The sequence below is a fragment of the Variovorax sp. AC194 genome, assembly GCF_979257995.1.
The window spans coordinates 3,623,377-3,648,073 of record NZ_OZ409823.1; the positions used below are offsets into that span (position 1 = coordinate 3,623,377).

A 24,697-nucleotide genomic window follows, 5' to 3' on the forward strand; every position below is an offset into this window, starting at 1 on the left:
CTTCATGACCACGGTTTTCGTCAGCCATCCGCAGGGCAAGCTCGCCCACTATTTCGGCGACCGCGCCAGCGTCGCGCTGCAGGCCATTGCGCAGGTGCGCTTCAACCCGACGGACAACGACCTCTCGTCCGCCGAACTCGCCGAGCTCGCGAAGGGCTGCGACGCGATCGTCTCGTACCGGCAGACGGTGGGCGACGAGGCGCTGTTCGCGGCGCTGCCCGACCTGAAGGCGTTCGTGCGCTGCGCCATCGACATCCGCAACATCGACGTGGCGTCGGCCAGCCGTCATGGCGTGCTGGTGACGCAGGCGAGCGCGGGGTTCATCGCGTCGGTGTCGGAGTGGATCGTGGGCGCGATGATCGACCTGGGCCGGCACATCAGCGCCTCGACCGCGCTGTACCACGCGGGCCGGCCGGTCGTGCCGGCGATGGGGCGCGAGCTGCGCGGCAGCACGCTCGGCGTGATCGGCTACGGGCAGATCAGCCGGTACCTCTGCGACGTGGCGTTGGCGCTGGGGATGCGCATCGTCGTGCACGATCCGCATGCTTCGACAGGGCGCGCCGAACTCGAACAGGTCGCGCTCGATGCGCTGCTCGCGCGGTCCGATTTCGTGGTCTGCCTCGCGCCCGCCAACGAGGCGACGGAAAACATGTTGAACGCCGCCGCCTTCGCCGCGATGCAGCCGCATGCCTTCTTCATCAATGCCTCGCGCGGCAACCTCGTGGACGAAGGCGCGCTCCTGGCCGCGCTGGACGCCGGCACCATCGCCGGCTGCGCGCTCGACGTGGGCCGCGCGCCCGACCAGATGCCGTCGCCGCGCGTGGCCGCGCACCCGCGCGTGATCGCCACGCCGCACATCGGCGGGCTCACGCCGCCGGCCGTGGAGCACCAGGCGATGGAGACGGTCGCGCAGCTGGGCGAGATCTTCCAGGGCCGGGTGCCGAAGGGCGCCGTCAACGCGGCCGAGGCGTGGCGGTGGCAGAAGGCTTTCGGCTGATCGTTCCATTCATCACAACCACACAAAGAGACGCCCCATGGAACCCACCCGCAACACGCGCTACCCCGGCGCCTGCGACTGCCACGTCCACATCTACGAAGACCGATTTCCGCTGATCCCGAACGTGGCCTGGGTGCCCCCGCATTCGCCGGTGTCGGCGTACCGCGCCGAGGTACAGGCGCCGCTGGGCATCGACCGCGCGATCGTCGTGCAGCCGACCGGCTACGGCTTCGACAACAGCTGCACGCTCGATGCGCTCGCGCAGTTCGGCGATGCGGCGCGCGGCATCGCGCTGGTCGCGTCCGAGGTGAGCGATGAAGAGATCGCGCGCCTGCATGCGGGCGGCATGCGCGGGGTGCGCTACATGATGATCGGCGGCGTGCTGAGCTGGGCGTCGCTGGAGCCCATGGCCGCGCGGCTGGCGAATGCCGAGTGGATGGTCAACCTGCAGCTGGACGGGCGCACGATGCCCGAGCACGAAGAGGTGCTCAAGCGCCTGCCGTGCCGGCTGGTGCTCGACCACAACGGCAAGTTCCTGGAGCCGGTCGCGCCGTCGCATCCGTCGTTCCAGTCGCTCTTGCGCGTGCTCGATTCGGGGCGCGTGTGGATCAAGCTTTCCGCGCCCTACGAGACCTCGAAGGTGGGTGCGCCCGGCTACGACGACGTGAGCCTGCTCGCGCGCACGCTGGCCGAGAAGTTTCCGGAGCGGTGCCTGTGGGCGAGCAACTGGCCGCACCCCGGGCGCGACCCGCGGCCGGACGCGGTACCGCTCTACGACCTGCTGTTTTCGTGGGCCGCGAGCGACGACACGCGGCGCCGCATCCTCGTGGACAACCCGGGCGCGCTGTACGGGTTCTAGCCCGGTTGGCTCACGCGGGGGAGGGTAGCCAGCAAGGGTTTCGCGACGGCAGGCGGAACGCCTACCTACGAAAGCTCGGCTTGACACGGTCCTTTGGGGCTTGAATACTGAACTCCCTGGTTCATCGAGGACTCGTCGAGAACCCATCGAGGACCGTGACTCAAACCCTCAAGGAGAACGCTTCATGCAACGGATCATTCCGTGCCTCTGGTTCGACGGCAACGGCGAAGAGGTGCTTGATTTCTACACCGGCATCTTCCCCAACTCCCGCGTGACCGACCGGCTGAATTGGCCCGCCAACGGCCCGGGCCCCAAGGACGGAAGCCTGCTGACCGCGACCTTCGAGCTCGACGGCCAGGCCTTCATGGTGCTCAACGGCGGGCCCGACTACAAGTTCACCCCGGCGTTGTCGCTCTACGTGCCGTGCGAGACGCAGGCCGAGGTCGATCACTACTGGGACAAGCTGCTCGAAGGCGGCGGCAAGCCCGTGAAGTGCGGCTGGCTCACCGACCGCTACGGCGTCTCGTGGCAGGTGGCGCCCCAGGCCATGATCCGCATGTTCCAGGACAAGGACCCCGAGAAGGCCGGCCGCGCGATGCGGGCCATGATGGAGATGACCAAGCTGGACCTGGCCACCGTGCAGAAGGCCTACGAGGGCCGCTGAACCCTCGTCGTGCTCACACCAGCTTGTGGATGGCTTTCTTGCGCCACACGAGCTGGTAGTACGCGGTCTGCAGCAGCAGCATCGCGCCGAAGGTCACGGGGTACGCGATCCAGATGCCATCCAGGCCGATGCGGTGGCTCATGACCCACGCCACCGGCACCTCGACGCCCAGGATGCAGACGATGGAGATCAACGTCGGCACCAGCACCGAGCCGCTCGCGCGCATGACCCCCGACGTGGCCGCGGCCATGCCGAAGATCACCAGGCTCCACAGCATGATGTGCAAGAGCGTCTGCGCGATCTCGATCACCGGTGGGCTGGTGATGAAGAAGCCCATGAGCGGCCGCGAGAAGAGATAACCCAGCAGCACGAGGCTGCCGGTGAGCACGAGGTTCATCAGGAGCGCCGTCTTGGTGATCGCGCCGAGCCGATCGGCGCGACCGGCGCCGATGGCCTGCGCGCCGAGGATCGACGCGGCAATGGCGATCGAGATGGCCGGGAACTGCACGTACGCCACCACCTGGTTCACCGCGCCATAAGCCGCCGTCGCGTTGGAGCCGTAGCTGTTGACCATCGACAGCAGCACCACTTCGGCCAGGGCCACCACGATCATCTGCACGCCCGTGGGCACGCCGATGCGCAGCACGGCTTTGAGCAGTTGCGGCTGGATGCGCAGGTACCGGAAGAACTCCGCATCGGGCGCGAGCGGGCTCTTTTTCTGGCGCAGCCGAAACCCGAGCCACGTGGTCGCCACCACGAAGGACAGCACCGAGGCCCACGCGCCGCTGGCCACGCCCATCTGCGGCAGGCCGCCCCAGCCGCGGATGAGCGCGGGCGTGACCACCAGGCCGATCAGCGTGGAGATCACCAGCGTGAGCAGCGGCGTGACGGTGTCGCCCACGCCGCGCAGCATCGCGGTCGCGAGCAGGAACACGAACACGCCGGGCATCGCGATCAGCATGATGCGGGCGTAGCGCGTGGAGTCGGCCAGCACGTCGGGTGGCGTGCCCAGCGCGGCCAGCATCGGCGTGGTGAAGGCGCCGCCGAACACCGCGATCACCAGGCCCATCAGCACGCCGACGGTGAGCGTGGTGCCCGCGACCGCCTTGGCCTTGGCCGCGTCGCGCGCGCCCCAGGCCTGGCCGATGAGCACCGAGGCGCCCGCGCCCAGGCCGATGATGAAGGCGATGAAGAAGAACATCACGGGAAAGAAGCTCGACACCGCCGCCAGCGCGCCCACGCCGAGCATCTGCCCCACGTAGACGTTGTTGAGCGTGCCCGAGAGCGATTGCAGGATGTTGCTGAGCAGCATCGGCGCGAGGAAGAAGAGAAACACCTTCCACAGCGGCCGCGCCGCGCCGACGGGCGCCACGGGCACCCCCTTCAGGCCGCTCGGGCCGGCGGCGGGAGACGTGGGATTCGCAGAGGCCGAGGGAGTCGTGGGATTCGTGGAAGTCGCGGGGGTAGCGCTCATGCAGGGGTGCTCCAGCCAGCGGCTGACAGTTCTTGAAGATGGGTGCGCAGGTCCGCGGGCCAGGCGTCGATGAGGCCCTCGAAGCGGTTGCGCTCGCCGGCGAAGAGCGCGCGCGTGGCTTCCTCGAAGCCGGGCAGGGCGCCGGCGATTGCGGTCATGAAACGGTAGGTGGATTCGCGCGAGGCGCGCACGGCGTCGCGGTCGGCGTTCACGCGGCTGGCTTCCTGCACCAGGCGCCGCAGCGCCACCGAGGCGCCGCCGGGCTGGCGGTTGAGCCAGTCCCAGTGGCGCGGCAAGAGCGTGACTTCGCGCGCGACCACGCCCAGCTTGGGGCGGCCCACGCCGCGCGGTGCGTCGTCATGGGCTTCGGCGCTGGCCGCGTGCGGCACGACGCCGGCCTGGTTGTGCACGTCGAAGTCGAGCGACTCGCCGGTCTGCGCGTCGAAGATGAGGTAGGGCGCCTCGTCCTTGCGTTCGCGCAGTTGCGCGAGCACGTCGGCGGTGCTGCCCTGCGCGATGCGCTTGAAGCCGGCGAAAACAATGAGGTGGATGGGTTGCGTGTCGGATGGCATGTCGAATGGCTTGTTCTTTCTTCCGGTCCGTTCGAGGCGAGGTGCGTCACAAGGTGCGCAACGAGGTGCGTAATCTACCCGCTGAACGGCTCAGGCGTTCGGTGTGTCGCCCAGGCACAGCGCAAGGAGCGCGGCATGGATCTGCGGCAGGCTTTCGGGGGCCAGCGGTTCGACTGCATCGGCGCAGATCGCCTCGGCGGTCGTGACCGCAGCTTGCATCAATTTGCGGCCGCCCGGGCGGATGGCTGCAAGGCGGTGGTCGTGGTGGTTGTCTTCGTTCGCGCTGGTCGTGCGTTCGGCCAGTCCTGTTTTCTCGAGCAGGACCATTTTGCGAAGCAGCGCCGACATCGGCAACCCCAAGGTGCGCGAAAGCTCGGCCATCGGCATGCGGCCGCCTTCGGCGCGCAGCAGCAGATGGAGCAGCGTGAAGTCTTCGTAGTCCAGCCCGTGGAAGGCGCCCAGGTTGTCGCGGAGCTTCAGGTTCAGGCAGGCGTGGGCGCGGCCGATCGTGAGGCAAAAATCCAGTGCATCGGCGCTCATGGCGTGTTGTAGCCCTGGTCGCCGGTGCACTGGAGTTCTTCCCGCCAGAGTTCGAGCAGCTTCTCGAGTTCGGCGGCGCGGTCGAAGGCCGGATCGTCGCGCTCCTTCACGCGGTCGATCACCTCGAAGCTGAAATGCGCGGCGCCATGCGCCACCCAGTCGCGCACCAGCGCCTTGTTGCGGTGCGAGCGCAGGCCGAGCTCGAAGCGGGCCCGGTTCATCGCGCCCTCCACGTCGAGGCTGCCGGACACATAGACGCGGCCGTTCAGCAGGTTGCGGATGACGAAGACGCCCGCGGGGAGCACCGTTTCCTTGTATTTCCTGACGAGGGCGCGCCGCGTCTCTTGAGGCATGTTCATGCCGTCTATATTACCCGGGTGAAATAGAAAAGGCAATAAGACCCGGGTAAAACTGGCAGATCAGCCTTCCCGCAACCGCCGCCATCCGCGATAGATGCCGCGGTTGAACACCCGCACCACGCGCCACGGCCGGCTCTGGCGAACGAGGTCCAGCACCCGGTCCTTCCAGGCTTTCCAGCGCGGATACCAGCGGGCGAACCAGGGAATGCGCATCAGCGGGCCTTCGACCAGCTGGAAGATCCGCGCCACGACCGCCGTGCCGGCCAGCTTGGCCAGCACCAGCACCGTCACGCCGCTGGCGGCATGGCCGTTGCTGAAGAGAAAGAGCGCCAGCACCTTGACCGGCAAAAGCAGCACCACCGGCACGAAGAACGCCAGCAGCGCGCCCCACGGCGGCAGGCGGCGCAGCCGCTCTTCCAGGCGCGCCCAGAAGGGCAGGCGCGACAGCCGCCCGACGAGCGCCGCCAGCGGCTCCCAGCCCCACTCCTCGAAGAGCAGGAAGGGAACGATGAGCACCGTGGCCACTGCACGGAACACGGTGCGCAGGACGCGCAAGACGCGCGGAACGCGCGGAACACCCGAGGGGGAGGTCATGCGCGAAGGGTACGGCATCGCGCGGCCGGGTGGTCCGGCCGCGTTTGCCGGCGGGGCGCCGTTACTTGCGGACCGGCCGGAAGAACAGGTACTCGCCGCGGCCCAGCTCCGGCGTGACTTCGTAGCCCGCGCACAGCTCGTTGGCGCACGGGATCTCGACGACGCGCGGCCAGATGGTCGCGGAGGTCGGATAGCCGGGCATGTACTGCGGCACGTGCCACACGCCCAGGTCGCCGACCGGCTCGGCGGTGTCCTTGCCGATGCCGTTCTGCTGGCCGCTGCCGAAGGTCATCCGTTCGACGCGCAGGTTGGGAACGGCAGGGCCCGCGGAGGCCGTGGCCGCACAACAAGCCGCCGCGATCCAGAGGAATACGGTCCTGGTCATCATGGGCTCCGCGCGGTCATTGCGAAACGGCGATCGCCGAGAGCTCGCCGATGGGCTCGCCGGCCATCACGCTGCGCAGTTCGACCGGCATCGTCACCACCGCGACTGCATGCTGCTCTTCCTGCAGCAAGGGCTGCACCGGCGCGGCCGCCTGCGGCGCGGGTGCCGATTCGGCGACGGGCGCCTGGGGCAACGGCAGCGGGGCGGGCACGGGCGAGGCCGTGGACGAGGACGTGGGCGGCGGCATCGACGCCACCGGCGGCGCAATGACCACCGCCTGCGGCGGCTGCATCGGCTGCACCGACACGGCGATGGGTTGCGCAGGCGGCATGGTTTGCACGGGCTGCGTGGCCTGCACGGGTTGCATGGCCGCGATCGGCCGCCCCGTCACCTGCGCCGCGGCGTTGGCCGGCGACGCATACGGACCGAACGCACTCACGCGCTCCTCGGCGGTCATGGACTGCGGGCACTTCGTGCCGGTCATCTCCATCGCGGCCATCGCGGCCGCATCCATGCAGTCCATCGCGAGCGAGGCGGCCTTCATGCCCTTGTTCCAGAGCTCGCGGCTCATCTTCAGGCGCTTGCAGTGCTCGTCCGTCCAGGTGGTGCCGAAGCTGATGCCTACGCCGGGGCCGTTCGCGCTGGCGCTGGTGCTGCCCATGCAGGTGTCGTTGCTGGTGGTCAGGTTGGGCCCGCTCACCGACGGCACGTTCTTGATCGTGTAGCTGCCCTGGTAGTCCAGGGTGCTGGTCGTGGCGCCGGTGTTGTTGATGTTCTGGTTGCTGCTCAACGTCGAGCGGGTGGTGGTGTCCGCCGGCGTATTGGTGTTGAAGTTCACGGCCTGGGTGTTGCCCTGCGCCGATGTGGTGGCTGAACTCGATGACTGGTTGTTGGCCCCGCCCGCCGTGGTCTGCGCGAAGGCGCCGGCGGACAAGCCCATCAAGGTCAGGACAATCAGTTTTTTCATGTTCTCACTCCTTTGAAAGCCGGGGAGGGGGCATGCCCCTCCCCATTTCTGGTCCAACAACCGTGATGTGGCCCGTTCAGGGAGCCGATGCGGTTGCGCCAGCGCCCGCGAGGCCGCCGGTGCCGCCACCGTTGCTGACGCCGCCCGCGTTGCCGAAGGCGAAGTTGCTCACGCCGAAGGAGCCGCCGGTCGAGCCCGCCGTGGCCGACGTGGTGGTGCCGTTGACGAAGCCGTTGATGGCGCCCGACGAGGCGTTGTAGCCGGACGTGGTGCCCGAGGTGCGCGTCACCACGGCCAGGCCGCCGCCAGGGCCGGCTGCGGTGGCAGCCGTGTTGTTGGTGGTGGAAGCCGCACCGCCGGTTGCGCTGCCGCTCACCTGGTTGGGGCCGCCCGCGCTGTAGTTGGCGGTGCCGGCCGAGGTCGAGTTGGCCGAGGCGTTGGCGCCGCCCAGGGCCACGCCGTTGCCGGTCGTCGCGGCCACGCTGGTCACGCGCCCTTGGGTGGTTGCGGAGCCGCTGGCGGTGGCGCCGCCAACGCGCAGGCCCGGAATGCTGACCGCGCCGCCGGCTGCATTGGCGGTGGCCGACGAGCTCGAATTGGCCGCGTTGTAGCTCAGTGCACTGCCCGTGCCCGAGCTGGCTGCCACCGACCCGGCCGAGCTGGAAGAGCCCGTGGTCGTGCTGGTGACGGCCAGGGCCGTGGTGCTGGTCGCCGAGGCCACGCCTGCAAGCAGGACCACGGCTGCCGTGATGAGAGTCTTCTTCATGATGATGCTTCCTCGAATGGTGTTGAAACGAACCCGATCGCCGGCGAATCCGGCCTATCAGCCAACGGTCAGCGAGCGCGGATTGAATGTTTCCGATGCGACCGGGATGCAGTTTCTGCGTGGGTGAGGAAACCCAAAATGCCCAGTGGTGGGTAGTGCAAGGCTATGGCGAAAGCAATGGAAGCGGCCGTTTCGGGCACCCGGCCAAAGGCCCTGTTCCGCGTGGTGACGCTTGCAATATCTACTTCTTTAGTTCACATTCATCCCTGACTGCAACAAGAAGAAACCGAAGTAATCAAAAAAGCTCAAAAACAAAATTTGAGTAGAAATGAATTAACTTTTGCTCACGAACTAGCGGATAGTTTTTGTCACCAGGGGATAGAAATGGAAAACGAACTTGACATTTCATTGACGGACATGGGCGGCGGTGCTAGGAAATTTTCCAACCCCGGCCAGTTCGGCGGGCTGCTCGCACCCTCCGCCGACACGCTCCCCTGGCCCGACTATCTGACCGGCCAACAGACCAAGCCGGTGCGCGTCGTCCTGGTGGACGACGACCCCTTCGTGAGACGCGTCATCGCGCAGGAATTGCTGGGCGACCTGCGCATCCAGCTAGAAGGCCAGGCCGGGAGCCTGCGCGAAGGGCGGCGCCTCCTGATGCAGCATGAATTCGACGTGCTCATGGTCGACATCCGCCTCGGAGACGGCAGCGGTTTCGAGCTGATCGAGGAGGCCAAGAAGCACCGCAGCGCGGCCGAGATCATCGTCATCTCCGCCATCGAGGACGAACCCCAGGTGCTGCATGCCTTCGAGCTCGGCGCCTCGGGTTTCCTGGTGAAGAACGCGTGGTTCCAGAGCTATGCGCAGGCCGTGCTGCAGGTGGTCAACGGGGGCGCGGCCATCACCCCGCGTCTGGCCCGGCGCCTGCTCGTGCACCTGGACCACCAGCGCACCAACCCGAGCCCGGTCCGCCCGCCCGAGACCAAGGCGGCGCTCTCCGTACGGGAGCGCGAAGTGTTGCGACTTGTAGCCACAGGGTATGTGACCGAAGAGATCGCATTGCAGCTCACCATCAGCGCGCAAACCGTCAATGCGCACGTGAAGAACATCTACCGCAAGCTCCACGCGCACACCCGCGCGCAGGCCGTGAGCTTCGCCTCGCACCGCGGGCTGCTCTGACGCCGATGCAACGGCCTGTGACCGGCGCGTCCGCCCATGCTGTCCTCGGTGCTTCAACTGCCCCACCACCTGCAAGACCAGGGGGTGTGGCTTTCCATCGCCGCCTCGTACGGCGACGTTCCGCCGGCGTTCTGGGCGCTGCAGGGGCTGTGCATCGCGGCGGCGGGCATGGCCGGGGGCATCGGCTACCTGCTGCGCCAATGGTTCGTTCGCGAGCGGCATGGGCATGCGGTTCAGGGCGGGCAGGGCGTTCAGGGCATTCAGACGGGTCAGGCCGCGCAAGCGGTGCAGGCCGAGCGGCGCCGCATCGCGAGCGACCTGCACGACGGCGTCGGCTCCCGGCTGGTGGCGCTGCTCGCGAGCAATGACCCGCGCTCGGCCGCGCCGAGCGAACTCTCGATGGCGCTGCAGGCCTGCCTGCTCGAGCTGCAGATGACCGTCGATTCCCTCGACGACCAGGCCTCGGCCACCATCGCCGAACGGCTGGCGCACCTGCGCTACCGGCTTCAGCCCGCTTTCGACCGGCTGGGCATCGGCCTTGCCTGGAACGTGCGCGACGTGCCGCTCGCGCACGCCATGCCCGCCGAATCGGCGCTGCAGATCTGCCGGATCGCCCAGGAAGCCTTGTCCAATGTGCTGCGCCATTCGCACGCCGGCAGCGTCGAGGTCCGCTTCGGCCCGCTCGAACGCTCGCGCGGGCTGCTGCTCGAAGTGCGCGACGACGGCCGCGGCCTCGGCGCACCGGCGCGCATGCCGGTCGAGAGGCTGGGCAAGGGCCTGCGCAGCATGCGCGCGCGGGCCGATGCGCTGCATGGCGACCTGGCCGTCATGGACGCCGTGCCGCACGGGCTGTGCGTGCGCCTGGTGCTCGGCGACGAGGCGCTGGCGCCGGTCCTGCGCGATCCGTTGCCCGCGGCTGCCAGCAGCCTGTAACAGGCCCGCGGCACCGGCCGCCGGAACCCGCCCGCGCCTATGGCAAACTTCCGCGCTTTGCCAGGGATGCGCTCAAGACATGCAGAAAATCATTCGCCAGCTCGCCACTGAAATCAAGGTCGGCGAGCACCAGGTGAAGGCCGCCGTCGAACTGCTCGACGAAGGTGCCACGGTTCCATTCATCGCCCGCTACCGCAAGGAAGTGACCGGCGGCCTGGACGACATCCAGCTGCGCGAACTCGAAGCGCGTCTTTCCTACCTGCGCGAACTCGAGGACCGCCGCGTGGCGGTGCTCAAGGCCATCGACGAGCAGGGCAAGCTCACTCCCCAGCTGCGCGCCGCGATCGAATTCGCGCCCACCAAGCAGGAGCTGGAAGACCTGTACCTGCCGTTCAAGCAGAAGCGCCGCACCAAGGGCCAGATCGCCCGCGAATTCGGCATCGAGCCGCTGGCCGACAAGCTCCTGGCCGACCCCACGCTCGACCCGGCCGTCGAAGCCAAGGCCTTCCTGCAGCCGGCCACCACGCTGGACGACGGCAAGCCGGGCCCCGATTTCTCCACCGTGCCGCTGGTGCTGGATGGCGTGCGCGACATCCTTTCCGAGCGCTGGGCCGAAGACGCGGCGCTCGTGCAGGGCCTGCGCGAATGGCTCTGGGCCGAGGGCCTGCTCAAATCCAGCCTCATGGCCGGCAAGGACGAGAACAACGCCGACATCGCCAAGTTCCGCGACTACTTCGAATACGACGAGCCCATCGGCCGCGTGCCCTCGCACCGCGCGCTGGCCGTGTTCCGCGGCCGCGCGCTCGACATCCTCGATGCCAAGCTGGTGCTGCCCGTGGAGCCCGAGCCGGGCAAGCCCAGCATCGCCGAAGGCAAGATCGCGCTGCACCTGGGCTGGAGCCATGCGGGCCGCCCATCAGACGACCTGCTGCGCAAGTGCGTGGCCTGGACCTGGCGCGTGAAGCTGGCGCTCTCGACCGAGCGCGACCTCTTCACCCGCCTGCGCGAAGACGCCGAGAAGGTCGCGATCAAGGTCTTCGCCGACAACCTGCGCGACCTGCTGCTGGCCGCACCCGCCGGCCCGCGCGTCGTGATGGGCCTGGACCCCGGCATCCGCACCGGCGTGAAGGTGGCCGTGGTCGATTCGACCGGCAAGCTGGTCGAGACCGCCACCGTGTTCCCGCACGAGCCGCGCAAGGACTGGGAAGGCTCGCTGCACACCCTGGGCAAGCTGTGCGCCAAGCACGGCGTGAACCTCATCGCCATCGGCAACGGCACCGCCAGCCGCGAGACCGACAAGCTGGCCGCCGACCTCATCAAGCTCTTGGCCAAGATGGCCGAGCAGGCCGGCGCACCTGAAATGACGGTCGAGAAGGTCGTGGTCAGCGAGGCCGGCGCCTCGGTCTATTCCGCGAGCGAATTCGCCTCGCAGGAAATGCCCGACGTGGACGTGAGCCTGCGCGGCGCCGCCTCCATCGCGCGGCGCCTGCAAGACCCGCTGGCCGAACTCGTGAAGATCGATCCCAAGAGCATCGGCGTGGGCCAGTACCAGCACGACGTGAACCAGAGCGAGCTCGCCCGCACCCTGCAGGCCGTGGTCGAAGACTGCGTGAACTCGGTGGGCGTGGACCTGAACACCGCGAGCGTGCCGCTCCTGAGCCGCGTCTCGGGCCTCTCGGGCAGCGTCGCCAAGGCCGTGGTGCGCTGGCGCGAATCGAACGGCGCGTTCTCCACGCGAAAGCAGTTGCTCGACGTGACCGGCTTCGGCCCCAAGGCCTTCGAGCAGAGCGCCGGGTTCCTGCGCATCCGCGGCGGCGCCGATCCGCTGGACATCACCGGCGTGCACCCGGAAACCTATCCGCTGGTCGAGCAGATCATCGTGAAGACCGGCAAGCCGATCGCCGAGCTCATGGGCCGCGCCGAAATGCTCAAGACCCTGAAGCCCGAGCTCTTCGCCAACGAGAAGTTCGGCGTCATCACGGTGAAAGACATCCTCGGCGAACTCGAGAAGCCCGGCCGCGACCCGCGCCCCGACTTCAAGGTGGCGCGCTTCAACGACGGCGTGGACGACATCAAGGACCTGGTCGAGGGCATGATCCTGGAAGGCACCGTGAGCAACGTGGCCCAGTTCGGCGCCTTCGTCGACCTGGGCGTGCACCAGGACGGCCTGGTGCACGTGAGCCAGCTGAGCCACAAGTTCGTGAACGACGCGCGCGAGGTCGTGAAGACCGGCGACATCGTCAAGGTCAAGGTGATGGAAGTGGACGTGGCGCGCAAGCGCATCGGCCTGTCGATGAAGCTCGATGCGGCGCCCGCGCGCCGCGACGGCCCGCGCGACAACCGCTTCGAAGGCGCCGGACGCGGCAACCAGCAGCAGCCGCGCCGCGACAACGCGCCGCAGCCGGCGGGGCAGATGGCGAATGCGTTTGCGAAGCTGCAGGGGTTGCGCAAGTAGTCTCGAAGGAACGCCATGAATCGCAAGCCAGCATCAATCACCAAGGACTGCGCCGTCGTCGAGCCTCTGAATGACGGATCGAAAATTGGCGCTGCGCCGAGTGGCGATGCGCTCGCGGCGGTCAATCTGTCGTTGAAGCAATTGCTGCTTTCCGCGCCTGCAAGTGCCGACGTTCCGGCTTTGCCGAGAGGCGCGGCGCGCAGACGGAGTGTTGCGCCGGTTCATTGAGAGAAGTCTGTGGACCGTCGTCAGTCATGAATGTTTTTCGCGAGCACGGCACTGCATGAAAGCCCTGCGCATCTACGCCGGTCCCGCGGCCCGCAAGCACATCGAGCAGCACGGCCTGCGCCCGCAGGACGTGCGCACCGTTCCCGGCGCGGCGGGCGGGCCGAAGGGGCTGATCCTGGGGCCGCTCGATCGCTTCATCTTCGGCCGCTGGCTCACGCAGTCGAGCCAGCAAGTGCACCTGGTGGGCGCATCGATCGGCGCGTGGCGGCTCTCGACGGCGTGCCTCTCGGACCCGGAGGCCGCCTTCCAGCGCTTCGAGCACGACTACGTGCGCCAGCAGTTCGAAGTGCCGCCGGGCCAGAAGCGCCTGAGCCCGCACCAGCTGAGCGAGCGCTTCGCCGAAAGCCTGGTCGACTTCTACGGCGGGCGCATCGGCGAGGTGCTGAACCACCCGCGCTACCGCCTGCACGTGGTGACCTCGCGCGGCCGCCACATCCTCGGGCGCGAGGGCAGGGCGCGCACGCCGTTCGGCTATCTCGGCGCCTTCGCGTCGAACAGCGTCTACCGCAAGAGCCTGGGCGCGTGGCTGGAGCGCTGCGTGTTCTCCACGCCGGGCGCGGCGCTACCCTTCGGCACGCAGGACTTCCGCACGCGCCAGCACGCGCTGAGCGAAGCCAACTTCAACATGGTGCTGCAGGCCTCGTGCTCGATCCCGTTCCTGCTCGCCGCGGTGCACGACATTCCGGGCGCGCCGCGCGGCGCCTACTGGGACGGCGGCATCACCGACTACCACCTGCACCTGGACTACCGGACTGCCCATGACGCGGCCGACGACGGCATCGTGCTGTACCCGCACTTCCAGCGCGCGGTGGTGCCGGGGTGGCTCGACAAGGGGCTGCGCTGGCGCCACAAGGCCACGGGGTTTCTCGACCGCATGGTGGTGCTCGCGCCCGACCCGGAATGGGTGAAGTCGCTGCCCAACGGCAAGCTGCCCGACCGCAAGGACTTCATCCATTTCCAGAACGACGCGCAGGCGCGCATCACGGCCTGGGGCAAGGCGACGCGCGAGGCGCAGCGGCTGTCGGACGAGTTCGAAGGGTGGCTCGCGAACGGGCGCGCGCCCGACGTTCTGCCGCTCTGAGCCCGGCGAGGGCGCTTGCCGCCGGGGCAAACCCTGACGGGCATCGCAGGTGGCGCTTCGAGAATGGCCCGGTCCATTCAGAAGCAACAAGAGACAAGCCACATGACCCATCCCCAGCCTCTCACGCTGACACGCCGCCGATTCACGCTCGCCGCCGCCGCCTCCAGCCTCGCCGTTCCCTCGTTCGCGCAGACCGCGTGGCCGAGCAAGCCGATCCGCATCGTCGTGCCCTACACGCCCGGCGGCTTCACCGACCAGATGGCGCGGCTCGTGCAGATCGGCCTGCAGACGCGCCTGGGCCAGCCGGTGCTCATCGACAACAAGCCCGGCGCCAACAGCCTGATCGGCGTGGACGCGATCGCCAAGGCGCCGGCCGACGGCAGCACTTTCGGCGTCGTCATCGCGGCGTACGCGGCCAACACCACGCTGTACCCCAAGCTCCCGTACGACCCGCAGAAGGACTTGACGGGCGTCTCGCTCATGGGCGTCTCGCCGCTGCTGGCCGCGGTGAACATCAACGCGCCGTTCAAGACCGCGCGCGAGCTCATCGACTACGCGCGCGCCAACCCCGGCAAGGTGAGCTTCGGCTCCTCGGGCAACGGCTCGGCCGCGCACCTGACGACCGAGTTGTGGAAGTCGCTCACGCAGACGTACATGATCCACATCCCGTACCGCGGCGCCGTGCCCGCGCTCACGGACCTCATGGGCGGGCAAATCCAGCTGTTCTTCGACGCGCCGACCGGCCTCATCAACCAGGCCAAGGCTGGCAAGGTGCGGCTGATCGGCGTGGCGGGCGACAAGCGCCTGGCGGCCGCGCCCGATGTGCCCACCTTCATCGAGCAGGGCTTCGCGGGTTTCACCGGCAGCACCTGGGCCGGCATGCTGGCGCCGGCGGGCACGCCGCGCGATGTGGTCAAGCGCATGTCCGACGAGGTGGCGCGGATCATCAAGAGCGACGAGACGCGCGCCAAGCTCGACGCGATGGGCACGATTCCGGCCGGCAGCACGCCCGAGGAGTTCGATGCGTTCATCACGGCCGAGACGGCCAAGTGGGGCAAGGTCATCCGCACGGCGGGGGTGAAAGCGGAGTGACGGCGAAATAGGGCGCCCGCGCATGCACTGAAGGTCATTCGATTGGCGCCGCAGGGATAGTGCGGCCCGTCGCCAGGCGATTGAGAATTTCCACGGCCTCGCAGAAGGCGCGGCGCCATCCATACGCATGGATGGCGCCCGTGAATATTCAATTCAATTCAATCAATTGGAGACAAATCTTGACCAAGACAGAAAATAACGGGTCTTCGGGCGCTCGGCCGTCGCCGCGGTTGCCTAAATCATTTTTCGTGGCAATCGCATTGGGATGCATATTCTCCGTGGCGCATGCGGCCAATGATATTTCCGCCACCCTCGTGCGCACATGCTCCAATCAATTAAATGGTTCGGCATATGCCGACGCCGTATTGAATGATTTCCGGAACACCCGATTTCCTTCACCCAAGACCGGCGGATTCAAGATCACATCGGTCGAGCAGGTCTGGCTTGCATTTCCTGCCTATTGTTTGATCAAGGGAACCATCCAGCCCACATCTCCCGGCGGAATAGATCCTGCCGTCAAGGCACCTGATTACAGAATTCCAGATATCAATTACCAGGTCTATATCCCGGCGCAATGGAATGGTAAATTCATCCAGCTCGGCGGCGGCGGATTTGCCTGGGATACCGACGTCGTTGCAGCCGGCAAGCAAAGCAACCAGCAATTCTCGCCGTCGTGGCAGGGACCGGCGCTGTCGAATTACGCAGTCGTTCTGGGCGACGCGGGTGCCGGTGCATCGTCGAAGGCATTCGATCCGGCCTTCGTGCAGCCGGGCAGGCAACTGAGCGATGTGCCCAAGCAGGAGGCGGTCAAGAATTTCGGACAGGACTCGATCAAGAAAACGCTCGACGTCGGCCTGTACCTCTCGCGAAAACTCACAGGCGCCGCGCCCACCGACACCTATTTCGTCGGAATTTCCACCGGCGGCCGGCAGGCATTGAAAGCCGTGGCGAATTGGCCCGATGCGTATGACGGCGTTATTGCAGGCGCGCCGCCGGTCGATGAAACCAATCTGCTGAAAACGCTGGAAGTCCCGGCGGTGGTCAATGATTGGGTGGTCAATTGGAACAGCAGCGCCGCCATACTGACCAGCCTTTTTGGCCAGGACGTGTCGGATCAAACGCTCAGCGATGCGCTGGGCTCGACATCCCGGCGTCTGGCGGATGTTGCCGTTCAATCCGGTGCGAACTACGATGGCTATGGCAGATTGCTGGATGCGTTGGCGCCCGTGTGGAACGTCAAGCCGCATGATCTTGCCAATTTTTTCGATGCTGCGGCAAATCAGAAGAGAGCAGGCAAAAAAGGCAAGAAGATCATTATTTACCAGGGGACTTCCGATTTCCTGGTGCCTTGCAGCCAGGCAGGCGAATTCGTTAGGGAATTGGCCCAAAAAGAAACGGCGAGCGATATCAAGAATTCCGTTCGCACCTATTTCATCGAAGATTACAGCCACGGCTTCTACAACACCAATTCACTGCTCAAGCGAATCGGATTGAGCGCCATGCAATTGAATTGGAACGCGGTGTCGGACCTCGACAAATGGGTCCACGACGACAACGCCGTCGCCAGCACGCCATCGCTTGTCAGGAATGCCTCCGGTGAAATTCCCGCGGCCTCGGCGCTGGGCGCGTGGAGGTGCTCGGCGCCCCAATGACCGGGCGACCGGCCCTCAAGCCGCCAGCACCAGCACCTTGAACTGGCTCGGCACGATCCGCATCCCGACGATGTTGCAGCGGTTCTGCACCGACAGGCTGGTCATGCGCGTGCACGGCGTGCCCTTGAGCAGCACAGTGAACGCGCCGGTGATGTGCCGCGAGGGCCCCATCACCGTCTGCGACACCACGCCCATCAGCACGCCGGCGTTGTCACCGTTGGTGATCGGCGTGGTGGTGGCCATGTTGTGCGCGGGCGTGCCGCCGTAGAGGATGTTCCAGGCGTTGGGAATGGCCGTGGGCCCGAGCGCGAAGTTGGGGTAGGGGATGGGCAGCGCCGGGGGCGTCTTGCAGACGTCCGGGAAGGCGAGGTCCACGCCCATCATCTGTGCATTGGCGAACATGGCAACGGGTCCTTGAATCGGTGGGGGTCAACGGGCCTCAGCCCATGTGGATCTGTTCGGCATCGACCTTGACCAGCGCCTTGCTGGTGACAAGCGTGTTCTTGGCGTGCAGGCGCAGCGTCTCTTTGGCCTGCATGTCGATCTGCCCGGCGCGCACCTGCTCGACTTCTTCAGTGAGGCGAAAGCTCGAGCGCGTGAGCACGCTCAGGCGGTCGAGCACCGTCTCCAGCGTGCGGCCCACGAAGCGCGCGACCAGCGTGGTCACGCGCACCTCGGCGCCGCGGTAGTCCATGTCGGCGATGTCCAGCTGCGCCTTCTGCGCCTGCATGCGCAGCTCGGGCGCATCGAGCGCGATGCGGCCCTGGCGCGAACGGATGGTGAGGTCGCCGTCGGTGACGATGTGCGCCTGGCTCGCGTCCGCCTGCGTGATGACCGCGATCAGGTAGACGTGGTCGCGGTGCGGCCCGGCCACCAGCACGGTGTCGCCGGCGGCGGGTTGCAGCAGGCAGCTCGCGGCGCGGGGGCACTGCCAGGGGGCGCCGCCGTCCTGCGGCGCGACGAGAAAGGCGCCGTCCGCGAGCGGCTGCACGACGGTGCCGAGGGCGCTGCCAGTCCATGGGGAGACGGCGGTCGCGGCGGAGGAGGGCAGGGGCTTGCGCAGGAGCGCCTGCATGTCGCCTTCGGGGGCGTGCGCGGGCATGTCCGGCACGAGGTGCGGCGCTTCTATGGATTCGCGGATGGCGCGATGGGTCATGAAAGGTCCTTGCGGTCTGGCGGCAACGGGCGGCCCAGCGGGTCGCGGCCCGCGCGCCGGGGGCGGCGCTCGCGCATCGCCGAGAAGCGCTCGGCCTCGAACAGCGCGGGGTCGCTGTCGAGCACGCCGAGGCGGTCGCTCCAGCGCGTGCCGGCTTCGATCGCGCGGTGCAGCTGCGTGCGCTGGAAGGTCGCGCCGCGCATGTCGGCATCGCTCAGGTCGGCGTACGAGAAATCCGCGTAGACCAGCTGGCTGCGCGCGAACGAAGCGCGGTTGCAGCGCGCGCGGTGGAACACGCATTGCACGAGCTGCGCGTCGGACAGGTCCGCATCGGTAAGCGTCGCGTCGACCCAGATGCTTTGCGCGAACTGCCCGCCGCGGCAGTCGGCACCGCGCAGGTCCGCTTCGGGAAACAGGCACTGCGGCGCATGCACACCCGTGAGCACGGCGCGCTCCAGCTTCGCGCCCTTGAAGTTGCACTGCGTGAGGCGCGCGCGGTCGAAATTGCAGCCCGTGAGATCGGCATCGATGAACTGGCAGAGGTGGAACTGCTGCCCCGAGAAATCCTGCCCCGCCAGATCGGCCTCGCTGAAGATCACGTTGTGAAAGCGCGCGCCCTTGAAGCGCGCGCCGCGCAGCCCGGCGCGGTAATAGACGGTGGTGTCGAGCCGCACATCGTCGAAGCGCGCCCCGTCCAGCGCCGATTCGCCGAACACCGTCTTGGTGAGGTCGGCGCGATCGAAGCGCGCCGCATCGAGCGTGCTCTTGTGAAAGGCCGCGAGGTCGAGCCGGGCCTCTGCGAAATCGGCGTGCTTCAGGGCCGATTCGCTGAAGGCCGCGCGCGTCATCGTCGCGCCCCGCAGGCTCACCTGCTGCAGGCCGCATTTGTGAAACGCTGTGCGCTGCAGGTCGGCGGCATCGAGCCTCGCGCCGTCGAAGCGGCAGGTGTCGAACATCGATTCGGTCAGTTGCGCGCCTTCGAGGCTCGCCTGCGAGAAATCGCATTCGCCGAAGCTGCCGCCGCGCAGGTCGAGGTGGTCCAGCTGCATGCCCTTGAAATCCTGGCCCTTGATGAACTCGCCGCCGCGAACCTTCTGCGCCAACGCCTCCGGCGTCATCGCGCCGGTTCCGCCGCGCGCCGCGGGACGGTCTTGGCCTGCTCGATGTAGGCGCCGCGGGTTTCGGTGACGGTGTCGATCAGCGCCTGCGACACGTCGGCGCGAAAGAGGTTGGCGTCGCGCAGGTCGACGCCCACGAACGTTGCTTTCTGGAGGCTTGCGTTCATGAGGTTGGCACCGCGCAGCGATGCATGGGTGAGGTCCGCGCGGATGAAAAGGCTGTCGGGCGCGTCGATGAGGCCGAGGTCCGCGCCCAAGAGGCTGCAGCCCGAGAAGTCGCAGGTGTCGAGCGTGGCGCGGGCGAGAAGCGCGCCGTCGAGCACCATGTCGCGCAGGCTGCACTGGACGAGCGTCGCGTCTTCGAAGTCGATGGTGCGCAGGCTGCTGGTGCCGACGAAGCAGGTGGTCTTGAGCGTGGCCGCGGTGAACGAGATGCCGTGGTCGCCGACCGTGTGGACCCAGGCGCAGGCCTCGAGATTCGCCTCGGAAAAATCCAGCCGCTCGACCACGCAGGAGATGAGCCCGAACTTGTGCAGCGTCGCCGCGCGAAAGCTGCAATCCACGAGGCGGCTCTTTTCGAGCAGCGTCACGTAGTCGAAGTGCGCGCGGTCGAAGCGGCAGTTCTGGAAATGCATGCCCAGGAGGTTCAGATGCGCGAGGCGCGCCTCCGAAAAATCGCAGTCGTCGAAGCGGGTCTTCTCGATCGTCGTTTCATCGAACTGCGCGCGCGCGAACGAGGTGCGGGCGCAATGCGCGAGGCTCAGGTTGGCGCTGCGCAGCACGCAGCCCGCGAGCGATGCGCCCGCGAGCCGCGCGCGGACCAACACGGCTTCGGTGGCATCGGCATCGTCCAGCTGCGCGCCCGAGAGGTCTGCGCTTTCGAGCAGCGTGCGGTGCAGGCGGGCGCCGCGCAGGTCCATGCGCGAGAGGTCGGCGCCGGTCAGGTCCAGGCCCGAGAGGTCGCGCGTGGTGGCCATGAGCGCCTGCACGCGCGCGCGGGCTTCGCCGGTGCGTTCGGTGGTCATCGCATCGGCCGCGGACTGGTGCTGCGCGCCGAGCCGGTACATGTCGATGAGGCCGCGCTGGCCGCTTTCCGCGGTCTTGCGCAGGTCCGCCTCTTGCGCCGGCGACAGGGGCGCGGTGCGCGTGGCCGGGGCGATGCCCAGCATGCCCTGCATCACGCCACGCGCATCGAAGCTGGGCGGGCCCTTGACCTGGCTGCCGTTCGCATCGGCCACGAGCGCGCGGCTGTCGAAGCCCACCTTGCGCGACTCCACCGCATTGGCCTCGGCCATCTGCGCGAGCTCGCGGCGCGCGGCGTCGAGCTTTTGCTGCTGCTCGCGCTCGTAGACCTTGGTGCGCTCGATGAACCCGGGCAGCTCGCCGAGCGTGGGCATCTTCGTGAAGGGCGCGGGCAGCGCCTGCGTCTTGAAGTGGCGCGGCTTGTGGCCGGCGTCCAGGCCCTGCTGCGTGAGGTCTTGCCGCAGCGTGTTGCCGCGTTCGCGCATGTTGCGCACGAGCGCGGACTCTTCCTCTTCCATCTGGTCGATCCAGGGGCCGATGGCCTCGGCGGGCAGCAGTTCGTCGTCGCGGAACATGTAGAGGCCGCCCGTCTCGGGGTCGCTGCGGCGCTGCAGGATCGCGAAGTAATGGGCGAGCGGCCGCTCGGGTTCGCTGGCGGATTCGATCGCGGGCATCACATGCGTCACGTCGGCCGCATCGTCTTCCGCGATGGCGGTTTCGCCGTGCCAGATCAGCGCGACCTGCGACAGGTGCGGAAAGAACCACGCGGTGGTGAGCCGCAACGGCACTTCTTCGAAGCGCTCGGGTTCGGCCTGGCCCGAGGTGGTCTTGCGCGCGATGAAGGCGCGCGCGCGCCAGTCCGGCAAGCGGCCGCGCTGCACCGGCAGGGTGGGGTGCATGTTCCACACCTCGTAGGGCGTCCCGCCCGGAATGCGGTCGTGGTCGGGCCAGCGCTGCTCGGGCGACGCGGCGTTGAAGAGGCGCCAGTCCATGTCTTCCGAAAAGCCCGGAAAGAGGTTCTCGCGCCAGTGCGCGTCGTAGTGCCGCCCGATGAGGCGCATGCGGCTGGGCCAGCTCACGTCCATCGCGCCGAAGCACGCGGGCTCCGGCTGACGTGAGGGCTGGTCGATGCGGCGGTGCGGATGCTCGACGTTGGGCAGGCGCTGCACCAGCAGGCCATTCACCAGCTCGGGCGCATGGCCGATGCCCAGCGGGTTGTCGGCGAAGGCGGGGCCGCCGAAGGCACGCGTCCAATCCAGGCGCATCGATTCGAAGGGCTGCGGCGCGGTTGCGCGGCCATCGAGCCAGAAGCGGTCGCCGAAGACCACCAACTGGCGGGTGAGGGCGCCGACGCTCAGCGCGACGGCACAGGCGGTCTTTTCTTTCTGATGGTGCGTGTAGGCATGGCCGGTCGCGAGGAATTCGGCGCAGGCCTTGGGCATGCCGAGGTCGAGCACGCCGGTGGGGCCGAGTTCTTCGGAGACCGCCTTCCAGAACTCGGGCTCGGGCAGCAGCACGGGCACCTCCTCCATCGCGACCATGCCCATCGCCGTCACGCCCAGCCGCTGGTGGCCGGCGCGCAAAAAGGGGCGCGTGATGACGCTCAGGCGCAGGGGTTTGACGGTCTTCACGGCGTGGCTTCGATCAACCCGCGGCGCGCGCGATTTCGAGCGGCGTTCGCGTGCGGTCGATGGCCAGGCTCGATGCATCGTCGGGGTCGCGCAGCAGATGCACCCGCGTGCCCGCGATGCAGAACTGTGGCAGCAGCGCTTCGTCGACCAGCGTGCGCACGACGGCAGGGCTCGCGCCGCCCGCGCCGTCGAACACCTTCAGCGACATCTCCACCGCGAACACTGTCTGGCCCTGCGAGCCGCCGCGCGTGAGCTCGTGCTCGGAGCGCTTGACCGATTCGACGATGGCCTCCGCCGGAACGCCGTGCTGCGCGAGGCGCTTCCAGGTTTTCTCTTCGGCCGAGTAGATGCGGTTCTCGCGCGAGGCGACGATCACCACCGAGATGGCCGTCACGATCACCGCGCTCATCACGACGGCGAACACGATCCAGAGCAGCGTTTCAAACCACAAGGGTGAGCACCTTGAACTTCGCGGCCAGGCCGCCGGTGGCGATGAGCATGCCCTTGTTCGCAATGGCCAGGCCCTTGGTGCTGACTTCGAGCGGCTTGTTCTTGAGCGAGAAGACGGCCGTGTCGATCTTCACGGTCGCGATCTGCGCGTTCAGGCCCGCGTAGTACTGCAGGCGCGCGCCCCACACGTCCAGCGAGATGCCCACCAGGCTGATGCGAAAGCCCACGCCGCCCGCGCGGAACCAGCGCCAGTCGCTGCTTTTGGCGTAGTTGTTGATGTAGGTGGCGGAGTTGTTGGTGTAGTTGACCGTGAGGTTGTTGTAGGTGGTCGACGTGGTGTTGTAGGTCGTCGTGTTGATGACGTGCTGCGTCGTGTTGTGGATGTGGTTGGTCGTGTTGAAGGTCACGTCGGGCGAGGTGTGCACCGTGGGGCCGGTGACCACGGTGGTCGAGGGGCCGTTGACCGTGACGTTGTTCGAGGTGTCGATGGTGTCGGTGCGGCCATCGCTCACGAAGCGGATTTCCTTGCCGTCGATGGTGCCGTGGAAGCCGCCGGTGATCGCCAGTTGCACGCCGCCCGTGATGGTGTCGTTCAGGCCGCCGCTCAGCGTGCGCGTCTTGCCGCCCGATATCGTTTGCGTCACGCCGCCGGTGATGGATTCGCCGAAGCCGCCGGTCACGCTGCGGGTGTCGCCGCCGGTGATGGTTTCCCTGGCGCCCGCCGTGATGTCGCGGGCTTCGCCGCTCTGGTAGGTGGCCGACTCGTGGCCCTTGATGAGGGTGGTGCGGGTGCCGTCGGTGGTGTGGGTCTCGTCGGCTTCGACCTCCACGTCCAGGTTGCGCTCGGCGTGCAGCAGGATCTGCTCGGCGCCGGTGCGGTCCTCGAAGCGCAGCATGTTGGCCTGGTTGGCCGCGCCGCCGGTGCTCGAGCGCGTGAGGATGCCGCTGGCCGTGGCGTTGGCGGGCAATTCCCACGGCGGCATCTGGTCGCTGTTGTAGACGCGGCCGGTGATGATGGGGCGGTCGGGTTCGCCGCCGATGAAATCCACGATCACTTCCTGGCCCACGCGCGGCATGTGCATGGTGCCGTAGTTGGTGCCGGCCCAGCTGCTGGACACGCGCACCCAGCAGGAGCTGTTCTCGTCCGACTGGCCGTAGCGGTCCCAGCGGAACTGCAGCTTCACGCGGCCGAAGCGGTCGGTCCAGATCTCCTCGGGGCCGACGACGGTGGCGGTCTGCGGGCCGTTGGTGCGCGGCTTGGGGGTCTTGCGCGCGGGGCGGTAGGCCACGGTGGAGGGCAGCACGGTGAAGTCGAACTCGCACACCGATTCGGCGCTGCCGCCGCTGGAGTACTCGGGCTCCTGCAGGTCGTAGCGCGTTTCGGTGACCAGGTACTCGCGGTTGTCGGCCTCGCGCGGGCAGTGCGTCATCTGGAAGAGGTAGCCGGGCGCCATGCCCACCACGTTGGTGTGGCCCGCGGCCAGTTCGTAGGCGCACTGCAGCTCCTGCAGGCGGATCTTGGCGTAGGCGTCGCCCTGGCCGTGCTCGCTGTAGCCGCCGAGCCATTCATAGACTTCGTAGGTCGAGTGGTCGTGCGGCTTGGGGTCTTGCTGCACGCTCTGCAGCGAGGCGCGCGACTTCTTGAAATCGAAATCGTCCAGCATCACGCGGCCCGAGGTGATCTGCTCGGCGATGCGCCAGCGGTCGATGCACGGCTCCATCGCGTTGACCACGCGGTCGCGCGGGCGGTAGGGAATGGTCGCGTAGCCCGGCAGGTTGCCGTAGCCGCCGGTGTCGTCGGCCAGCACGAGGAGGTGCGCGCCGTTGCCGTGCTCGAAGTGGTAGGCGATGCCCTCGTGCTCCATGAGGCGGCTGGCGAAGGCGAAGTCGCTCTCCTGGTACTGTACGCAGTATTCCCACGCGCGGTAGCTGCCGGTGAGGCGCTTCTCGAACTGGAAGCCGTATTTGCCCAGCACGTCGTCGAGCACCTCGGGCACGCTCTTGTTCTGGAAGATGCGGCTGTCGGTGGTGCGCGTGAGGTACCAGAGCCAGGGCTGCACGAGCGCGCGGTAGATGTAGTGGCGTCCGGTTTCGTTGGCGCGGCCCACGAGCTCGAAGCGCACCACGGTGCCGTTCAGGAAACGCGGCGCGCCGCCGTCCTGCAGCTCGATCGTGAGCGATGTGCCCAGCAGCGTCTTCAGGTCCAGGCTGAAGCTGGGGCTGACCATGTCGACCTCGAACTCGAACAGCTGCGAGAGGCCTTCGCGTCCCCGCATCGCGCGGAACTTCAGCTGCTCGGTGTTCAGGACGGTGTGAACCTGGACGGTGCGTGGCATTCGGAATTTCCCTGTCCCTTGGGGCTTCTGCGGATGCGGAGCCTTCGAGGGGCAGTCTAGGAATTCGTTATGTCATATGCATGACGCGGGGAGGGCGCTCGTGCTGTCGTTCGGGGCGTGTGCGCA

General features: G+C 67.5%; 24 protein-coding genes. 10 read left to right on the top strand and 14 right to left on the bottom strand.

All coding sequences use genetic code 11. The features are described from left to right. The first annotated feature begins 4 nt into the window (after window positions 1-4). From ACZYRS_RS17320 to ACZYRS_RS17330, 3 genes are all read left to right on the top strand, one after another. A complete protein-coding gene (locus ACZYRS_RS17320; RefSeq protein ID WP_463420224.1) occupies window positions 5-997 on the top strand; it encodes a hydroxyacid dehydrogenase in 993 nt (330 codons plus the stop codon). A 37-nt stretch (window positions 998-1,034) separates the two neighbouring features. After that, window positions 1,035-1,856 carry an amidohydrolase family protein gene (locus ACZYRS_RS17325; RefSeq protein ID WP_463420225.1) on the top strand — a complete coding sequence of 274 codons (822 nt, stop codon included), beginning with the start codon at window positions 1,035-1,037 and terminating at the stop codon, window positions 1,854-1,856. Between the two features lie 184 nt (window positions 1,857-2,040). Then, the gene (locus ACZYRS_RS17330) at window positions 2,041-2,520 is read left to right on the top strand and encodes a VOC family protein (protein WP_463420226.1); all 480 of its coding nucleotides are present in this window, start codon (window positions 2,041-2,043) and stop codon (window positions 2,518-2,520) included. A gap of 13 nt (window positions 2,521-2,533) precedes the next feature. Here ACZYRS_RS17330 and ACZYRS_RS17335 read toward each other — a convergent pair whose 3' ends face one another. The 8 genes from ACZYRS_RS17335 to ACZYRS_RS17370 all read right to left on the bottom strand — a co-directional run bounded on the left by ACZYRS_RS17335 (window position 2,534) and on the right by ACZYRS_RS17370 (window position 8,177). Next, entirely contained in the window at window positions 2,534-3,994 is a 1,461-nt protein-coding gene (locus ACZYRS_RS17335; protein WP_463420227.1) for an MATE family efflux transporter, read from the bottom strand. Then, window positions 3,991-4,566, bottom strand: coding sequence for a DUF2239 family protein (locus ACZYRS_RS17340; protein WP_463420228.1), 576 nt, complete (start codon window positions 4,564-4,566; stop codon window positions 3,991-3,993). Before ACZYRS_RS17340 ends, ACZYRS_RS17335 begins: the two co-directional genes overlap by 4 nt. A gap of 90 nt (window positions 4,567-4,656) precedes the next feature. Beyond that, window positions 4,657-5,106, bottom strand: a complete 450-nt coding sequence (locus tag ACZYRS_RS17345) for an AsnC family transcriptional regulator (protein ID WP_463420229.1) — start codon at window positions 5,104-5,106, stop codon at window positions 4,657-4,659. Further along, window positions 5,103-5,465: a GIY-YIG nuclease family protein gene (locus tag ACZYRS_RS17350; protein ID WP_463420230.1), complete on the bottom strand. Its 363-nt coding sequence runs from the start codon at window positions 5,463-5,465 to the stop codon at window positions 5,103-5,105. Before ACZYRS_RS17350 ends, ACZYRS_RS17345 begins: the two co-directional genes overlap by 4 nt. A gap of 60 nt (window positions 5,466-5,525) precedes the next feature. After that, a complete protein-coding gene (locus tag ACZYRS_RS17355; protein WP_463420231.1) occupies window positions 5,526-6,059 on the bottom strand; it encodes a hypothetical protein in 534 nt (177 codons plus the stop codon). A 61-nt stretch (window positions 6,060-6,120) separates the two neighbouring features. Then, window positions 6,121-6,444, bottom strand: a complete 324-nt coding sequence (locus ACZYRS_RS17360) for a hypothetical protein (RefSeq protein ID WP_463420232.1) — start codon at window positions 6,442-6,444, stop codon at window positions 6,121-6,123. 16 nt (window positions 6,445-6,460) lie between these two features. Beyond that, window positions 6,461-7,411 (bottom strand): hypothetical protein, encoded by a 951-nt coding sequence (locus ACZYRS_RS17365; RefSeq protein WP_463420233.1) that lies wholly within the window; start codon window positions 7,409-7,411, stop codon window positions 6,461-6,463. Between the two features lie 76 nt (window positions 7,412-7,487). Beyond that, entirely contained in the window at window positions 7,488-8,177 is a 690-nt protein-coding gene (locus tag ACZYRS_RS17370) for a hypothetical protein (protein WP_463420234.1), read from the bottom strand. Window positions 8,178-8,561: 384 nt separating this feature from the next. Here ACZYRS_RS17370 and ACZYRS_RS17375 point away from each other — a divergent pair, with 384 nt between their 5' ends. From ACZYRS_RS17375 to ACZYRS_RS17405, 7 genes are all read left to right on the top strand, one after another. Continuing rightward, the gene (locus ACZYRS_RS17375; RefSeq protein ID WP_463420235.1) at window positions 8,562-9,356 is read left to right on the top strand and encodes a response regulator transcription factor; all 795 of its coding nucleotides are present in this window, start codon (window positions 8,562-8,564) and stop codon (window positions 9,354-9,356) included. A gap of 36 nt (window positions 9,357-9,392) precedes the next feature. Beyond that, complete coding sequence (locus ACZYRS_RS17380; protein WP_463420236.1) at window positions 9,393-10,289, top strand: sensor histidine kinase; 897 nt, start codon at window positions 9,393-9,395, stop codon at window positions 10,287-10,289. Window positions 10,290-10,368: 79 nt separating this feature from the next. Then, on the top strand, window positions 10,369-12,744 hold the full coding sequence (locus tag ACZYRS_RS17385; RefSeq protein ID WP_463420237.1) for a Tex family protein: 2,376 nt from the start codon (window positions 10,369-10,371) through the stop codon (window positions 12,742-12,744). 15 nt (window positions 12,745-12,759) lie between these two features. Further along, the gene (locus tag ACZYRS_RS17390) at window positions 12,760-12,972 is read left to right on the top strand and encodes a hypothetical protein (RefSeq protein WP_463420238.1); all 213 of its coding nucleotides are present in this window, start codon (window positions 12,760-12,762) and stop codon (window positions 12,970-12,972) included. Between the two features lie 55 nt (window positions 12,973-13,027). Beyond that, the gene (locus tag ACZYRS_RS17395) at window positions 13,028-14,113 is read left to right on the top strand and encodes a phospholipase (RefSeq protein WP_463420239.1); all 1,086 of its coding nucleotides are present in this window, start codon (window positions 13,028-13,030) and stop codon (window positions 14,111-14,113) included. A 102-nt stretch (window positions 14,114-14,215) separates the two neighbouring features. After that, window positions 14,216-15,205, top strand: coding sequence for a tripartite tricarboxylate transporter substrate binding protein (locus tag ACZYRS_RS17400; protein WP_463420240.1), 990 nt, complete (start codon window positions 14,216-14,218; stop codon window positions 15,203-15,205). A 179-nt stretch (window positions 15,206-15,384) separates the two neighbouring features. Continuing rightward, window positions 15,385-16,857: a tannase/feruloyl esterase family alpha/beta hydrolase gene (locus ACZYRS_RS17405; RefSeq protein WP_463420241.1), complete on the top strand. Its 1,473-nt coding sequence runs from the start codon at window positions 15,385-15,387 to the stop codon at window positions 16,855-16,857. 15 nt (window positions 16,858-16,872) lie between these two features. On the opposite strand, the gene ACZYRS_RS17410 is transcribed toward ACZYRS_RS17405, so the two are convergent. Genes ACZYRS_RS17410 through ACZYRS_RS17435 form a run of 6 tightly spaced genes read right to left on the bottom strand, consistent with a single transcriptional unit; the run spans window position 16,873 to window position 24,571 of the window. Continuing rightward, window positions 16,873-17,259, bottom strand: a complete 387-nt coding sequence (locus ACZYRS_RS17410; RefSeq protein ID WP_198783764.1) for a DUF4150 domain-containing protein — start codon at window positions 17,257-17,259, stop codon at window positions 16,873-16,875. A gap of 37 nt (window positions 17,260-17,296) precedes the next feature. After that, on the bottom strand, window positions 17,297-18,013 hold the full coding sequence (locus ACZYRS_RS17415; protein WP_463420242.1) for a DUF3540 domain-containing protein: 717 nt from the start codon (window positions 18,011-18,013) through the stop codon (window positions 17,297-17,299). Then, on the bottom strand, window positions 18,010-19,131 hold the full coding sequence (locus ACZYRS_RS17420; RefSeq protein WP_463420243.1) for a pentapeptide repeat-containing protein: 1,122 nt from the start codon (window positions 19,129-19,131) through the stop codon (window positions 18,010-18,012). The genes ACZYRS_RS17415 and ACZYRS_RS17420 overlap by 4 nt, the downstream gene beginning before the upstream one ends. Then, on the bottom strand, window positions 19,128-21,785 hold the full coding sequence (locus ACZYRS_RS17425) for a DUF2169 family type VI secretion system accessory protein (RefSeq protein ID WP_463420244.1): 2,658 nt from the start codon (window positions 21,783-21,785) through the stop codon (window positions 19,128-19,130). The genes ACZYRS_RS17420 and ACZYRS_RS17425 overlap by 4 nt, the downstream gene beginning before the upstream one ends. Window positions 21,786-21,798: 13 nt before the next feature. Beyond that, window positions 21,799-22,236, bottom strand: a complete 438-nt coding sequence (locus ACZYRS_RS17430) for a hypothetical protein (protein ID WP_463420245.1) — start codon at window positions 22,234-22,236, stop codon at window positions 21,799-21,801. After that, on the bottom strand, window positions 22,226-24,571 hold the full coding sequence (locus ACZYRS_RS17435; RefSeq protein ID WP_463420246.1) for a type VI secretion system Vgr family protein: 2,346 nt from the start codon (window positions 24,569-24,571) through the stop codon (window positions 22,226-22,228). Before ACZYRS_RS17435 ends, ACZYRS_RS17430 begins: the two co-directional genes overlap by 11 nt. Window positions 24,572-24,697: the final 126 nt, after the last annotated feature.

Bases quoted from the DNA above. Each gene is read 5' to 3' on its own strand.
- ACZYRS_RS17320 (WP_463420224.1), top strand. From the start codon at position 5: ATGACCACGGTTTTCGTCAGCCATCCGCAGGGCAAGCTCGCCCACTAT.
- ACZYRS_RS17325 (WP_463420225.1), top strand. From the start codon at position 1,035: ATGGAACCCACCCGCAACACGCGCTACCCCGGCGCCTGCGACTGCCAC.
- ACZYRS_RS17330 (WP_463420226.1), top strand. From the start codon at position 2,041: ATGCAACGGATCATTCCGTGCCTCTGGTTCGACGGCAACGGCGAAGAG.
- ACZYRS_RS17335 (WP_463420227.1), bottom strand. From the start codon at position 3,994: ATGAGCGCTACCCCCGCGACTTCCACGAATCCCACGACTCCCTCGGCC.
- ACZYRS_RS17340 (WP_463420228.1), bottom strand. From the start codon at position 4,566: ATGCCATCCGACACGCAACCCATCCACCTCATTGTTTTCGCCGGCTTC.
- ACZYRS_RS17345 (WP_463420229.1), bottom strand. From the start codon at position 5,106: ATGAGCGCCGATGCACTGGATTTTTGCCTCACGATCGGCCGCGCCCAC.
- ACZYRS_RS17350 (WP_463420230.1), bottom strand. From the start codon at position 5,465: ATGAACATGCCTCAAGAGACGCGGCGCGCCCTCGTCAGGAAATACAAG.
- ACZYRS_RS17355 (WP_463420231.1), bottom strand. From the start codon at position 6,059: ATGACCTCCCCCTCGGGTGTTCCGCGCGTTCCGCGCGTCTTGCGCGTC.
- ACZYRS_RS17360 (WP_463420232.1), bottom strand. From the start codon at position 6,444: ATGACCAGGACCGTATTCCTCTGGATCGCGGCGGCTTGTTGTGCGGCC.
- ACZYRS_RS17365 (WP_463420233.1), bottom strand. From the start codon at position 7,411: ATGAAAAAACTGATTGTCCTGACCTTGATGGGCTTGTCCGCCGGCGCC.
- ACZYRS_RS17370 (WP_463420234.1), bottom strand. From the start codon at position 8,177: ATGAAGAAGACTCTCATCACGGCAGCCGTGGTCCTGCTTGCAGGCGTG.
- ACZYRS_RS17375 (WP_463420235.1), top strand. From the start codon at position 8,562: ATGGAAAACGAACTTGACATTTCATTGACGGACATGGGCGGCGGTGCT.
- ACZYRS_RS17380 (WP_463420236.1), top strand. From the start codon at position 9,393: ATGCTGTCCTCGGTGCTTCAACTGCCCCACCACCTGCAAGACCAGGGG.
- ACZYRS_RS17385 (WP_463420237.1), top strand. From the start codon at position 10,369: ATGCAGAAAATCATTCGCCAGCTCGCCACTGAAATCAAGGTCGGCGAG.
- ACZYRS_RS17390 (WP_463420238.1), top strand. From the start codon at position 12,760: ATGAATCGCAAGCCAGCATCAATCACCAAGGACTGCGCCGTCGTCGAG.
- ACZYRS_RS17395 (WP_463420239.1), top strand. From the start codon at position 13,028: ATGAAAGCCCTGCGCATCTACGCCGGTCCCGCGGCCCGCAAGCACATC.
- ACZYRS_RS17400 (WP_463420240.1), top strand. From the start codon at position 14,216: ATGACCCATCCCCAGCCTCTCACGCTGACACGCCGCCGATTCACGCTC.
- ACZYRS_RS17410 (WP_198783764.1), bottom strand. From the start codon at position 17,259: ATGTTCGCCAATGCACAGATGATGGGCGTGGACCTCGCCTTCCCGGAC.
- ACZYRS_RS17415 (WP_463420242.1), bottom strand. From the start codon at position 18,013: ATGACCCATCGCGCCATCCGCGAATCCATAGAAGCGCCGCACCTCGTG.
- ACZYRS_RS17420 (WP_463420243.1), bottom strand. From the start codon at position 19,131: ATGACGCCGGAGGCGTTGGCGCAGAAGGTTCGCGGCGGCGAGTTCATC.
- ACZYRS_RS17435 (WP_463420246.1), bottom strand. From the start codon at position 24,571: ATGCCACGCACCGTCCAGGTTCACACCGTCCTGAACACCGAGCAGCTG.